General features: G+C 72.8%; 13 protein-coding genes. 3 read left to right on the top strand and 10 right to left on the bottom strand.

What is annotated here, in order from left to right; translation table 11 throughout:
* Positions 1–26: 26 nt before the first annotated feature.
* On the bottom strand, positions 27–563 hold the full coding sequence (locus ACFYNX_RS19140; protein ID WP_365544554.1) for a hypothetical protein: 537 nt from the start codon (positions 561–563) through the stop codon (positions 27–29).
* Positions 564–986: 423 nt separating this feature from the next.
* Complete coding sequence (locus tag ACFYNX_RS19135) at positions 987–1,196, bottom strand: hypothetical protein (protein ID WP_053640088.1); 210 nt, start codon at positions 1,194–1,196, stop codon at positions 987–989.
* 92 nt (positions 1,197–1,288) lie between these two features.
* Between ACFYNX_RS19135 and upp the strand changes: the two genes are divergently transcribed.
* Positions 1,289–1,924, top strand: coding sequence for a uracil phosphoribosyltransferase (upp, locus tag ACFYNX_RS19130; RefSeq protein WP_062753576.1), 636 nt, complete (start codon positions 1,289–1,291; stop codon positions 1,922–1,924).
* A 4-nt stretch (positions 1,925–1,928) separates the two neighbouring features.
* Here the strand turns inward: upp and ACFYNX_RS19125 are convergent, their stop codons facing one another.
* The 5 genes from ACFYNX_RS19125 to ACFYNX_RS19105 all read right to left on the bottom strand — a co-directional run bounded on the left by ACFYNX_RS19125 (position 1,929) and on the right by ACFYNX_RS19105 (position 6,656).
* Positions 1,929–2,558, bottom strand: coding sequence for a LytR C-terminal domain-containing protein (locus tag ACFYNX_RS19125; RefSeq protein ID WP_388662734.1), 630 nt, complete (start codon positions 2,556–2,558; stop codon positions 1,929–1,931).
* Positions 2,559–2,673: 115 nt separating this feature from the next.
* Complete coding sequence (locus ACFYNX_RS19120; RefSeq protein WP_030209440.1) at positions 2,674–2,970, bottom strand: type II toxin-antitoxin system VapB family antitoxin; 297 nt, start codon at positions 2,968–2,970, stop codon at positions 2,674–2,676.
* 516 nt (positions 2,971–3,486) lie between these two features.
* Positions 3,487–5,040, bottom strand: a complete 1,554-nt coding sequence (locus ACFYNX_RS19115) for a M28 family metallopeptidase (RefSeq protein WP_365544550.1) — start codon at positions 5,038–5,040, stop codon at positions 3,487–3,489.
* 159 nt (positions 5,041–5,199) lie between these two features.
* On the bottom strand, positions 5,200–5,961 hold the full coding sequence (locus tag ACFYNX_RS19110; RefSeq protein WP_388662732.1) for an alpha/beta fold hydrolase: 762 nt from the start codon (positions 5,959–5,961) through the stop codon (positions 5,200–5,202).
* Positions 5,962–6,071: 110 nt separating this feature from the next.
* Complete coding sequence (locus ACFYNX_RS19105; protein ID WP_388662730.1) at positions 6,072–6,656, bottom strand: RBBP9/YdeN family alpha/beta hydrolase; 585 nt, start codon at positions 6,654–6,656, stop codon at positions 6,072–6,074.
* Positions 6,657–6,707: 51 nt separating this feature from the next.
* On the opposite strand from ACFYNX_RS19105, the gene ACFYNX_RS19100 reads away from it, so the two are divergent.
* Positions 6,708–7,817 carry an erythromycin esterase family protein gene (locus ACFYNX_RS19100; RefSeq protein ID WP_388662728.1) on the top strand — a complete coding sequence of 370 codons (1,110 nt, stop codon included), beginning with the start codon at positions 6,708–6,710 and terminating at the stop codon, positions 7,815–7,817.
* 9 nt (positions 7,818–7,826) lie between these two features.
* On the opposite strand, the gene ACFYNX_RS19095 is transcribed toward ACFYNX_RS19100, so the two are convergent.
* The 3 genes from ACFYNX_RS19095 to ACFYNX_RS19085 form a co-directional block, all read right to left on the bottom strand.
* The gene (locus ACFYNX_RS19095) at positions 7,827–8,471 is read right to left on the bottom strand and encodes a TetR/AcrR family transcriptional regulator (protein ID WP_388662726.1); all 645 of its coding nucleotides are present in this window, start codon (positions 8,469–8,471) and stop codon (positions 7,827–7,829) included.
* Positions 8,472–9,028: 557 nt separating this feature from the next.
* Positions 9,029–9,316 carry a metal-sensitive transcriptional regulator gene (locus tag ACFYNX_RS19090; protein WP_125659506.1) on the bottom strand — a complete coding sequence of 96 codons (288 nt, stop codon included), beginning with the start codon at positions 9,314–9,316 and terminating at the stop codon, positions 9,029–9,031.
* Between the two features lie 190 nt (positions 9,317–9,506).
* Complete coding sequence (locus tag ACFYNX_RS19085) at positions 9,507–11,654, bottom strand: TerD family protein (RefSeq protein ID WP_388662724.1); 2,148 nt, start codon at positions 11,652–11,654, stop codon at positions 9,507–9,509.
* 378 nt (positions 11,655–12,032) lie between these two features.
* Between ACFYNX_RS19085 and ACFYNX_RS19080 the strand changes: the two genes are divergently transcribed.
* Positions 12,033–12,662, top strand: a complete 630-nt coding sequence (locus tag ACFYNX_RS19080; protein ID WP_388662722.1) for a MarC family protein — start codon at positions 12,033–12,035, stop codon at positions 12,660–12,662.

The raw sequence follows: 12,662 nt of genomic DNA, 5'->3' as shown, positions 1-12,662 counted from the left end.
GTCGGGAGCGGGTACCGCGGGGGCCACTAGCGGACGGCCTCCAGGACCTCGGCCGCGCCCAGCGCGTCCGCGATCTCCGCGAGCGCGTCGGTCTCCAGGGCGAGCAGTTCGGCCGGCGGCAGACCGAGGTCCGCCAGGATCAGCCGGTCGCCCACCGGGGCGGCCGGGACGGCCTCGGCGGCCACGGAGCCCGCCTCGTCGTCCTCGTCCCCGTCGGCGTCGAGCGGCTCGCCGTCCTCCGTGCCGTCCAGGTCCAGCGACTCCAGCTCGTCGGCCAGGTCGTCCAGGTCGTCACCGAGGATCTCCCGGGTGAGCATCTCCCCGTACGAGGAACGGGCTGCGGCCGCCCCGTCGGAGACGTAGATGCGGGGGTCCTCCTCCCCCTCGATCCGTACGATCCCGAACCACGCGTCCTCCTGCTCGACGAAGACGATCACCGTGTCGTCGTCCGAGGCGTCGCGGGCCAGTTCGACCAGATCCGACAGGGTCTCCACGTCGTCGAGCTCCGTGTCGCTCGCTTCCCACCCGTCTTCGGTGCGCGCGAGCAGTGCGGCGAAGTACACCTGACTCTCTCCCACTGATCAGAGGTGTGACGTTCCGGTGGCGCGGTCCTGAGCCCCGCCCCCTCGGCATCGTGACAGAAACGACGCCCGCAGGAGAGGTCTTCGGCTCTTGCGTCGTGCATCAGTCTGAACGTCCCCGCTATCGGGCGGGCGCGCGACCCCGGCGCACTCGGGGGGCGCACGGCCGGACCGGGCCGGTCGCCGCTGGTCGGGACCGGTTTCCGCCGGTCACACCGCGTCCGGCACGGTGTACGGAATCCACCGCGCCCCGCCGACCGGCCGCGCCGCGCACCGCCTCAACGGCGGAAGGTCCCCGCCGGGGGAGGCTCTCACCGGCGGAAAGCCTCCCCCGGCGGGCGGCCCCTCACCGGCGGAAAGCCCCCCTCGACGAGCAGCCCCTCAGCGGCGAAAGGCCCACCGGCCTCACCAGCGGAAAGTCCGCATCCGCATCGCCTGCCGCATCCGGGCCGCCCGGGCGCGCCGGGGCTGCACGCGCTCGCGCAGGGCCTTCGCCTCGTGCAGCTCGCGCAGGAACTGCGCACGGCGCCTGCGTCGCTCCGTGTCGGTCTCCGCCGCCGGCCCCCGGGCCACCCTCTCGGCGGCCCGCTCGACCGGTCCTTCCAGGTCGGACATCTGCCACACCACCCCATCACCGGGTCCGTGTGCCCCCACCTTCCCCCAGTGGCGCGGATCGACGCCAGTGCGGGGCGGGCTACTGTTGAGTCATGCGTCTCCACGTCGTCGACCACCCCCTGGTCGCCCACAAGCTCACCACCCTGCGCGACAAGCGCACGGACTCCGCGACCTTCCGCCGTCTCGCCGACGAGCTGGTCACCCTGCTCGCCTACGAGGCCACCCGGGACGTGCGGACCGAGCAGGTCGACATCGAGACCCCGGTCACGACGACGACCGGTGTGAAGCTGTCGCACCCGCGCCCGCTGGTGGTCCCGATCCTGCGCGCCGGCCTCGGCATGCTCGACGGCATGGTCCGGCTGCTCCCGACCGCCGAGGTCGGCTTCCTGGGCATGATCCGCAACGAGGAGACGCTGGAGGCGTCGACCTACGCCACGCGGATGCCGGAGGACCTCTCGGGCCGCCAGGTGTACGTCCTGGACCCGATGCTGGCGACCGGCGGCACGCTGGTCGCGGCGATCCAGGAGCTGATCAAGCGCGGCGCGGACGACGTGACCGCGGTCGTGCTCCTCGCCGCCCCGGAGGGCGTCGAGGTCATGGAGCGCGAGCTCGCGGGCACCCCCGTCACCGTCGTGACGGCCTCGGTCGACGAGCGTCTCAACGAGAACGGCTACATCGTCCCGGGCCTCGGCGACGCGGGCGACCGCATGTACGGCTCGGCCGAGTAGGCCCTCAGCACTTCCCGGCCGGAGCGGGCGCGGGCTTGGTCAGGGCGACCAGGGCCGCGTCCGCCGTCGTCTTCGGGGACAGGTTCTTGAAGGCGGTCCCGATGATCAGGTCCACGTCCGCCGTGGTCCGGGCGTCCGTCCTGGTCGTGGCGCCCGCGAGCTGGGTGCCGAGGACCGGGAAGGCGCCCTTGGTGGCGGCGGGCGCGCCGAGGAGCAGTCCGGCGCCAGGGACCTTCTTGTCGTAGGCGGCGGGCGCGTTCCCGACCTTGCCGACCTTGAAGCCGCGCTTCTTGAGCTCGTCGGCCGTCGTCTTGGCGAGTCCGCTGCGCGGGGTCGCGTTGTAGACGTTGACCGTGATCTGCGCGGGCTTGGGCAGGGCCGCGGCGGCCTGCGCGGTCGGGGTGGGGGCGGGTTTGCAGTCGGCCTGCTTCCCGGCCGCCGCCTTCGTGCCCGCGTCGCCGGAGAACACGTCGACGAGCTGGAGCGTCCCCCAGCCGGCCGCGCCCAGCACGACCGCGGCGGCGGTGGCCGCGAGGACGATCCTGCGCCGACGGTGGGGGCGGCGCATGCGCGGGTAGACATCCCCCGTGATGCGGTACTTTCCGCCCATGCCGGGGGGAGTGAGCATGCTCATGAGCGCAGCGTAATGCCGCCCGTCGGTGATGCCTACTTGATGATCATGTGATCGCGTCCGGATGGGGTGGAACTGCCCCCGAAAGGGTCAGTGACCTCTGCCTTCCGGACGGTTCTCAGTCCAGTTCGAGGACGCGCGCGTGCAGCACCTGGCGCTGCTGGAGCGCCGCGCGGACGGCGCGGTGCAGTCCGTCCTCGAGGTAGAGGTCGCCCTGCCACTTCACGACGTGCGCGAAGAGGTCGCCGTAGAAGGTGGAGTCCTCCGCGAGCAGGGTCTCCAGGTCCAGTTGGCCCTTGGTGGTGACCAACTGGTCGAGGCGGACCGGGCGCGGGGCGACGTCCGCCCACTGCCGGGTGCTTTCCCGGCCGTGGTCGGGATACGGCTTTCCGTTTCCGATGCGCTTGAAGATCACACGGAAAGCCTACCGGGCGAGCGGCTCCCGGCGCAGCCACGCACCCGGTGGGATGCCGGTGCGAACCGCGACGAACCGGAATCGGAGCGCCGTCACGGGCGCGAGCGGGCAGCCGCCGCCCGGAGCCCGGGCCCGCCGCCCCCGCCTGGGGCCCCTTCCCGGCCCCGTCTCCGCCCTTTCCACGGGGTACGCCTTCGACGGGCCCGCACTCGATCCGGGGACCCTGCTCCGGGACGGCACCTGTCACCCGGACGTGCGGATCCGCGTCCCGCCGTCCGTCACCCCGGACGGCGGGAAGGCCCTCCGGGGTCTGTCCGGCGGATCACGGCCGGGGCCGTCGTACGACCTCGTGGAGGTGCTCCCGGGACTCGGCGCGGGCGAGGTGGTGGTCACCGTACGGGGCGGGGGCTCCCCGCCGGAAAGAGGAGCCCTCGCCGTCCGAACGGGTGGTGGCACCGCCCGCCGGAGGCGCTGACCGCCCGTACCGCGCCGACCGCGCCCACCGCCCCTCGGCCGTTACTCGGTGACCTCGTGGTGGTCGTCGTGCAGGCCGCCGCCGCTGCCCGCGTCGCCGGTGGTCGGGACGGAGACGACCGGCTTGCGGAGCGAGGAGATGTCGTGGGCGTAGGTGCCCACGGCGTTGGCGATGACGTCGATGTTGACGTCGAAGGCCTTCAGGTTGATGTTGCTGAGGTCGTCGCCCTTGGCGTGGTAGTTCACGTCGTACGCGACGCCCGCCTGGCCGCCGAACTTGGCCGCCTGGGCGGCGGTCTTGATGCCCTCGGCGCCGGTGAAGGTACCGCCGGAGGGGATGCCGACCTCGATGAACGGGCCGTAGTCGGAGCGGCCGGTGAAGTCGGTGCCCTCGTGCGGGTGCCCGTTCTTGTCGAGGAACTCGTTGATGTCGCGCTCCAGTTGGGCCGAGCCCGCGGGGCCCGCGCCGGCGCCGACGCCGTCCGAGTCGTCGCCGTCGTACACGAACAGGCCGTAGTTCGGCGAGGCGATCATGTCGAAGTTGAGGTAGAGCTTGATCTCCTTCTTGTCGAGCTCCGTGAGGTTCTGCACGTAGTGCTCGGAGCCCAGGAGGCCGTTCTCCTCCGCCGACCACCAGGCGAAGCGGACCTTGTTGCGGACCTTGTCCTTCGACTCGGCGAGCTTCAGGGCGGTCTGGAGGAGACCGGCGGAGCCCGAGCCGTTGTCGTTGATGCCGGGGCCCGCGGTGACGGAGTCGAGGTGCGAGCCGAGCACCACGGTGTTGGCGGCGTTGCCTGCCTTGGTCTCCGCGATGACGTTGTTGGTGGAACGCGTCTGCTGGAGCTGGCGGATCTCCAGGGAGAGGGTGACCGGGCCCTTGGCGAGCTCGGCGGCGAGCGCCTTGCCCTCGGCCAGGGTGATGCCGCCGGTGGGGATCTTCCCGGAGGCGGCGTCCCCGAGGGTGCCGGAGAGGACGCCCTCGGCGTTGTTGTAGATGACGGCGGCGACGGCACCGGCCGCGGCGGCGTTCTGCTGCTTCACCGCGAAGGCGCAGCCGCCGCGCTGGATGAGCGCGATCTTGCCGGTGAAGGCGCCGGCGGCGAAGTCGCCCGGCTCGCAGCCGCTGGTGGCGTCGGCGTCGACGGGCGCGGCCACCAGTTCGGCCCTGACGCCGCCGACCGGGGTGGACTTGGTGTACGTCATGGCCTTGATGTCGAACGCGCGGGGCGCGGGGGAGACGACGGAGGCCTTCTCGGCGAGCGTCTCCGTGTACGCGAAGTCGAACTTCTGGTACCGGACGTCGTAGCCGGCCTTCTTGAGCTGCGTGTACACGTACGCGGCCGAGGCGTCGTGCCCGAGCGAACCGGCCGCGCGGTGGCCGCCGGCCGAGTCGGCTATCGCCTGGAACTTCTGCAGGTGCTTGTAGGCGTCCTTGGCGGTGGTGTCGCGGACCAGCTTCTTCGCCAGCTTGGCGGCATCGCGGGCGGGTGCGGCCGTGGGGTCCTGTCCCGCGGTGGCGGGGGAGGCGAGGACCAGCGGGGCGGCGAGGGCGGCGGCGGCGAGGATGGCCGCGGCTCTGCGCTGGGATGCGTTCACAGAAGTCCTTCCCGGTACGGACGAGGTTGAGGGGAAGTTAGCGATCTCGGGGGTGTTCTGTGAACAGATTCGCCACAATTCCTGCCGGGTCTAGCAGGAGTGAAATCTGGAATTCTCAATTCCCTTACGACTGGACGGCTTTCGCCGTCTTTGCCGGGTTCAGTTCCTCGCGAAGCGGTCGAGGGCCGCGAGGACCGGGCGGCCGGTCTCCTCGCCGCCCAGGTGCCCGGCCCGCTCGACCACGTGCAGCTCGGCGTCCGGCCAGGCGCGGACCAGCTCCCGAGCGGTGGTGAGCGGTCCGCCCATGTCGAGCCGGCCGTGGACCAGGACGCCGGGGACGCCGGCGAGCCGGTGCGCGTCGCGGATCAGGGCGGCGTACGCCCCGACGAGCTCTTCCGCCCCGGCCCCGTCGGCGGTCCCGGCCCCCGCCCGGAAGCGCTCGTGGGCCTCGGGGAAGAAGCGGCCGACGCCCTCGTAGAGCCAGGCGGTCTCGGAGCGGCGGGTGGTGGTGACGGCGGCGATCACGATCTCCGTGACGCGCTCGGGGTGGGCCTCCGCGTACGCCAGGATCAGCGTGGAGCCCCAGGAGCCTCCGTGGAGCGGCCACTTCTCGATCCCGAGGTGCTCGCGCAGCCGTTCCATGTCCGCGACCAGGTGCGCGGTGGTGTTGACGGACAGGTCGGCGGCCGGGTCGCTCGCGTGCGGGACGGAGCGGCCGCAGCCCCGCTGGTCCAAGAGGACGACCCGGTACGCCGCCGGGTCGAAGAAGCGCCGGGAGCGCGGGGAGGAGCCGGAGCCCGGCCCGCCGTGGACGACGAGCGCGGGCTTGCCCTCCGGGTTGCCGGAGACCTCCCAGTGGACGAGGTTGCCGTCGCCCACGTCGAGCAGGCCCTGGTCGTACGGCGCGGTCTCCGGGTGCATCCGGCCGACCCTACCGGGGCGCCGACGGCCCCTGTCGGGGTTTCCGAGGGCCCCTGTCGGGGTTCCGGGCGGCCACTGCCTCGGGGTTCCCGGTGGCCCCTGAGGGATGCCTACCGGCCCTTCACCCGCACCGACGGGTCCTCGCACCACTCCAGGACCGAGGGCCAGTCCCCGTACCCGTGGGCGGGGCTGAGGTGTCCGCCGTCCGGTACGAGGTCGAGGTCGAGGCCGAGCGGACGGCCGTAGTGCAGGTCGGCGCCCTCGGGGCAGTACGGGTCGCCGCCCCCGTACACGAGCCGCGCCCCGAGGCCGGTCTCCGCGAGGTCGAGCCCGTCGGCGAAGGCGGTGATCTCGGGGATCGAGGCGGTCACCGACGGCGAGGGCGGGGCGACGAGCAGCACCCGGTCGGCGTCCGGCCGGCGCGCGCCGGCGCGCAGCCACAGCAGTACGGACAGGCTGTGCGCGAGGACCACGAACTCGCCCCGGGCGGGCCGCTTCCCGTACTCCTCCAGGGCGTCGAGCCACTCCGCGAGCACGGGCGCGTCCGGCGAGGGAAGTTGCGGGTAGCGGACCTCGTGCCCGCGCTCCCGCAGTCGCTCGGCGAGCCAGTGCTGCCAGTGGCCGGGCGGCCGGTGGTTCTGGAAGCCGTGCAGGATCAGGAAGGTCTTGGCGGCGGTGTCGTTCTCGGTCGTCATGGCGTGATCGTGCGTTCCGGGACGCCCGGAGGTCCAGATAGGTTCCGGGGTGTGGACGGTCTGGAGGAGTTCGGGGCGGCGCTGGGCGGGGTGCGGGTCGTCGGTCTGGGCGAGTCCACGCACGGGACGGCGGAGTTCTTCCGCCTCAAGCACCGCCTGTTCGAACACCTGGTGACCGAGCACGGCTTCCGTACGCTCGTGATGGAGGCGAGCGCCTCGGCGGGGCCCGCGGTCGACGCGTACGTCAGGGACGGGGCCGGCGACGCGGAGACCGCCCTGACCGGCCTCGGGTTCTGGACCTGGCGGACGCGGGAGGTCCTGGGCCTCCTGGAGTGGACGCGCTCCTACAACCGGGGGCGGCCCCGTGCGGACCGGGTCGGCTTCGCGGGGATCGACCCGCAGCGGAGCGGGGCGTCGGTGGCGCACTTCGGTCCGGAGCGCGCGGGGGCCCTCTCCGTACTGGCGGACGCCCAGCCGGGCCGGCTTCCGGAGCGCAGGGCGGAACTCCTCGCGGCGGCGGAGGCGCTGGAGGCGGGTGTCTCGGGTGCCTCGGGTGCCTCGGGTGCCTCGGGCGACGCGGACCGGTGGCACGCCCGCGTCCTGGCGCGGGCGGCGGACGTGGCCACGGCCGAGCCCGGCGAGCGGCTGTGGCGGGTCAGGGACGGGCACATGGCGGACGCGGTCGACGAGGCGGTGGCCGCGGCGGGCGGCGCCGGGGTCGCCGTGTGGGCGCACAACGGGCACGTGGGCGTCCGGGGCGCGGCGCTCGGCGCCCGGCTGCGGGAACGGTACGGCCTCGCGTACTACGCGCTCGGTCTCTTCTTCGGCGAGGGCGCCTTCCGGGCCCGGCGGACGTGGCCGGGCCCGTGGGGGCCTCGTACGAAACGGCCGTCGCGGGTGGCGGTGAACCGGATCGGCCCGGCGGGCCCGGACACCCTGGAGGCGCTGCTCGCGGCCTCCCCGGGGTCCGCGGACGCGCGGCTGGTGGACCTGCGCTCCCGCGCGCACGAGGAGTGGACGCGGCGGACGTACCCGACGCGCACGCACGGGGCGTACGTGACGCGGTTCGTCTACCGCCGGAACGTGATGCCGGTGGTGCCGGGGGAGGAGTACGACGGTCTGGCGTACGTACCGGTCTCGACTCCGTCGCGACCGCTCTGACCCCTCTGATCAGGGGTTCTCGCGCAGGGTGAGGAGTTCCCGTACGCCCGCCTTGAGGCGCTCGCCCGAGAGCTCCTGTTCGACGGTCAGGTGGTGCATGACGTCGGGGGAGAAGGGCGCGAGCAGCAGGTGCGCGAGGAGCGCGCCGTCCGACCCCGGCCTGAGCCGCCCGATGAGCAGGGCGACGTGCGTGTGCATCACCCGGTACGCGCCGCTGTGGTACCGGGCGCGGGGTGCGGCGGAGTGCGCGGCGAGCAGGATCGCGCGCTGCTCGGCGACCCGGTCGACGAGCGCGTCGAGGAAGGCGTCGAGCCGTTCGGCGGTCGGGGCGCCGGGCCCGAGTGGCGGCGGGCCGCTCATGTACGCCTCCTGGAACTGGCGCTCGCGGTCGTCGAGGAGCGCCCACAGGAGCTGGGAGACGTCGCCGAAGCGCCGGTAGACGGTGCCGACGCCGATGCCGCTGGCGTGGGCGACCTGGTTCATGGTGACGGCGTCGGGGCCCTGCTCGGCGACGATCCGGGCGGCCGCGTCGAGGATCCTGCGCCGGTTGCGGGCCGCGTCGGCGCGCTCGGGGGCGGGGGCGTCGAGGGTGGGGAGCAGACCGAGCGGGGGAGCGGTCGCGCGCTCCCCGGCCCGCGGGTTCTCGGTGCTCATCTCTGCGGACTCCTGCCCTTCTGCCCTGCGGCCCTGCCCCTGGGATCGAGCATACCTGCCCCCTTCGTGAAGCGGATAGCGATCCGTTTAGGCTCGGCCGGAGAAGCGGATGCCGATCCATTTCTTCGGGTCGAGTCGTCCCCGTACGGGAAGGCGCCACGGAAACGCCGTGGATGACACCGCGGAAGAGATCGAGGAGAGTCCGTCATGTCCGTCAAGGCCGCCGTCATCCACTGCTCGGCCACCGTTACCGCCCACCGCCTCGCCCGGGCCGCCCTGCCTCCCCCGGACGCCGCGATCGAAGCGAACCCGGCCTGGCGGCCCCCGTGGACGCCACCGGCGACGTGGAGGTCGCCACGCTCGACGTCTCGCCCGGCTTCGCCGACCCGCCGGTGCACGCGGCGGGCGGCGAACCCCTAAGGGACCGCCCACCCCGACGCGCACGGCGAACCCGACGAGAACGTCCTCGCCGTTGCCGGGGCGAGCGCCCCACTCGGATCGCGAAGCGCCCGAAGGGCCTCGCGGACGCCTGAGACCTCGCGGCGCCCCCGGACGGGTCAGGCCAGGGAGAGGAAGAGCTTCTCCAGGCGGGCCCGCATGGCGTCGCGGTCCTCGCCGTCCTTCCGGCCGTCCTCGGCCTCGGTCAGGCACTGCTGGAGGCCGGTCGCGATGATCGCGAAGCCGGCCCGGTCGAGGGCCCGGGAGGCGGCGGCGAGCTGGGTCACGACCTCCTCGCAGTCCCGGCCCTCCTCGATCATCCGGATCACCCCGGAGATCTGCCCCTGAGCCCGGCGCAGCCGGTTCAGTACGGCCTTGAGCTCCGCGCCCGCGAGATCGAGTTCCACAACGTCTCCTCCACAGATACCCCAGGGGGTAATTTACTCCCCGGCCCGGGGCTCCGTCGTGGTCCAAGGATGACACCTGGAACACCACACCGACGGCGGACGACAGGCGGCCGGAGGCGTCTCGGGCTCCGGGCCCCGGCTCCCGGCCTTCCGGGTTCCCGGCCCGCCCGACCCTCAAGGCCTCCCGGGCTCAGCCGACGACGGAGGGCTCGGCCGTCTGCCGCGCCCGGGCGGGCCGGCGCTGCTCGAACTGTCCCAGGTGGGTGACGACCGATCCGTAGAAACGGTCGACGGCGTCGTCGACGCTGCGGATGAACCCCGTCTCCGCGCCGCCCCGGCCGCTGCCCATCCCCTTGAAGAGCGAGAGCCGGAAGCCGGTGATGGCGGCACCGTCCCTCGGCAGCAGGTCGCCCGGCTCCGGCCGCAGCCTCTCCAGCGTCCCGCGCGGCCCGTTCCGCCCGTCGAGCAGGGTCTCCACGTGCAGGTCGGCCGGAGCCTCCTCCAGGACGCGCAGGAGGCGCTTCGCGACCGAGAGCGGATAGGCGCCGTCCGGGGCGGGGACGTCCATGGACGTGCGGATCTTCCCGGTGCGGAGGTCGGCCGTCACGGACAGGATGCTCCGGGCGCCGTCGACCCGTACCTCCGCGGACAGCCTCCCCTCCTCGCAGAGCCGGTCGGCCAGCTCCGCGCGGCGGGACGTCGGGTCGGTGCCGCGCCTGGCCCGCTGCACGGGCAGCGCCTTCTGCCCGAGTTCGCCGCCGAGCCGGAGGCAGACCTGGCGGATCAGGCGCTCCCAGCTCTCCACGACCTCCACGGCGCGGGGGTCGCCCTGGCACAGGGTCTCGGTGTCGATGCCGTTGCGCACGGGCACCCAGGCCGGCCCCATGTTCTGGAAGCCGTGGCAGCCGGAGTTCTCGTGCTGGAGGTAGTGGAGCAGCTCCTGGAGGAGCCAGGCGTGCGCCGCGTTCCCGACGCCCTCGTGCCGGATCAGCATCTGGGCCTGGTGGGCGACCTCGGCCCACGAGAGGTGCCACAGCGACACCTTGTGCTTGCGCCGTCCGTCCGTCTTGACCTCGACGAGGGGACTGCCCTCCAGGGCCACGTCGTTGGAGAGGGTGATGACGGCCTCGTAGCCGCGCCGCGCGGCGATGTCCATGTAGTTCTGGACCTGCTCGGACTTCAGCGGGTTGCCGTTGGTCTTGGTCTCGACGAGCGCGGTCCAGAGCTTCCCGGCCCGTTCCGTACGGATGACGCCGTCCGGGCGCTTCGGACTGTCCCCGTGGGGGAGCGACACCTCGGTGAAGGTCTGCATCCGGCCGGCGGGCGCCCCGAACCCGGCGGTGAGCCGCCGCCCGAACTCCGGGACCTCCGCCATCACGGAGAGCAGCACCGACGTGGCGCGCACCTCGCGCTCCCGGTCGCTCTTGTAGGAGGGGACGGGGAAGAGCCGGGCGGGCCTCCAGGAGTCGTTCTCCGCCAGTGACTTCCTCGCGGCCTTCGGGAGCGTGACCTTCTTCTTGGCCGTACGCGTGCCACGCCGCCCGACGACCTCGTCCGCCCCGTCGGTCCCGGACGCCGCACTGCTGACGGGCGCCGCATCGCTCACGGGCGCCGCATCGCTCACGGGAGCGGCACCGCTGACGGGAGCGGCACCGGCGAGGGAGGCCACGTCCGTGACGGGCGCCCGGGGCGCCGGAATCACCGCGGCGACGCCGGCCTCCTCCCTGCCGCCGACGCCCTCGCCGCCCTCACCGTGCTCACCGTGCTCTTGGCGGGCTCCCTGCTCGTCGTCGTCCTCTTCGACGGTGATGCCGAAGTCGGTGGCGAGCCCGGCGAGTCCGGTCTCGTACCCCTGGCCGACGGCACGGAACTTCCACTCCTCGTTCCGCCGGTAGAGCTCGCCGAAGATGAAGGCCGTCTCGACCGTGGCGTCCGTGATGGAGAAGCCGAGCAGCGGCTCGCCCGACCGGTCCGTGACCGTCATGCGCAGGTCGTCCAGGTCGCCGAAGCGGGCGCCGCCGTCCTGGCTCGCGGCCACCACGATCCGGACGACGTCCTCGGGGATCGCCGTGAGGTCCAGACTGATCCGGTCCTCACTGCCGTTCTCCGTCGGCACCTTGCCCAGGAGCTGCACGCTGCCGTCCTCGGCCGCGGGGTGGTTGTAGAAGTAGAAGTCGGCGTCGCCGCGGACCTTGCCGCCGCCGTCGAGGAGCAGCAACGAGACGTCGGCGTCACCGTCGCCCGCCGTGCTGCTCCAGCTCAGCCCGACGACGACCGCACCGGTGTCCTCACTGAGGGCGGCCAGCCCGATGTTGGCTCCCTTGAGCATCTCGCGCATGCGTCCCCCCGGACCCTCGTGATGTGATCTGCGCCTCACGGGAACCGTAACGTCCACAACGGGAGATCGAGTGGACAAGGTGAAACTTTGACCAAGAGGAGGAAGATCCGGGGTGCGCGGTTTCACGTGAAACGGAGATCAGCGCAGGCTCGACCCCGCTTCGTCCGGCACGCGTCCCGCCGATAGGCGTACGTACGCACGTGTACCGTCCGGCGCGCACCGCTCCCCGCAGCACGTCCGGCGCGCACCGCTCCCCGCAGCATGTCCGGCGCGCACCGCTCCCCGCAGCACAACCGGAGCCGGGCCGGCGTTCCCGACACCGCGCGGAAGCGCGCTCGAAGAACGGGATAAATCACTCGCCCGCTTCATGATGCAGACGTGAACGCATTCACCTTCTCCGCCGCCTTCATCACCTTCTTCTCCGTCGTCGGTCCGCCGAAGGTGCTCCTCTCCTTCGCCGGCCTTGCCCAGGTCCACCCCGCCCGCCAACTGCGGACCATCGCCCTCATCTCCTCGGCCGCGGCCGTCCTCGTCGGCCTCCTCGCCGGCATCACGGCCCCCTGGCTGCTCGACCTCTTCCACATCAGCACCCCCGCCCTCCAGCTCGCGGGCGGCCTCATCTTCTTCCTCTACGCCGTCGGTCTCGTCCTCGGCCTCCACCTCGGCTCCGACAGCGCCCACCAGGACGCCCCCGACCTGCTCAGCGGGGTGCGCGAACTGCTCATGCCGTACGTCGTGAGCCCGCTCGCCATGACGGCGGTCCTCATCGAGGCGGCCGCGCGCGACACCTTCAGTTGGCGTTCGACGGTGGTCGGGGCGTACGTGACGGTCATCGCCCTCGACCTGATCTGCGTCCTGCTCCTCACCCGGGTCCTGCTCCACACCCACCACGCCACGATCGAGCTCCTCGGCCGCCTCCTGGGCCTCCTGCTCGCCGCCGTCGGCGTCGACCTGGTCCTCGACGGCCTCTCCGACCTGGGAGTGCCGGGCCTGGACGCCCGGCACTAG

The organism is Streptomyces sp. NPDC007872 (genome assembly GCF_042868165.1).
Taxonomy (GTDB): domain Bacteria; phylum Actinomycetota; class Actinomycetes; order Streptomycetales; family Streptomycetaceae; genus Streptomyces.
Note: the sequence above shows the minus strand (reverse complement) of the source record. Positions and strands in the feature narration are given on the sequence as shown.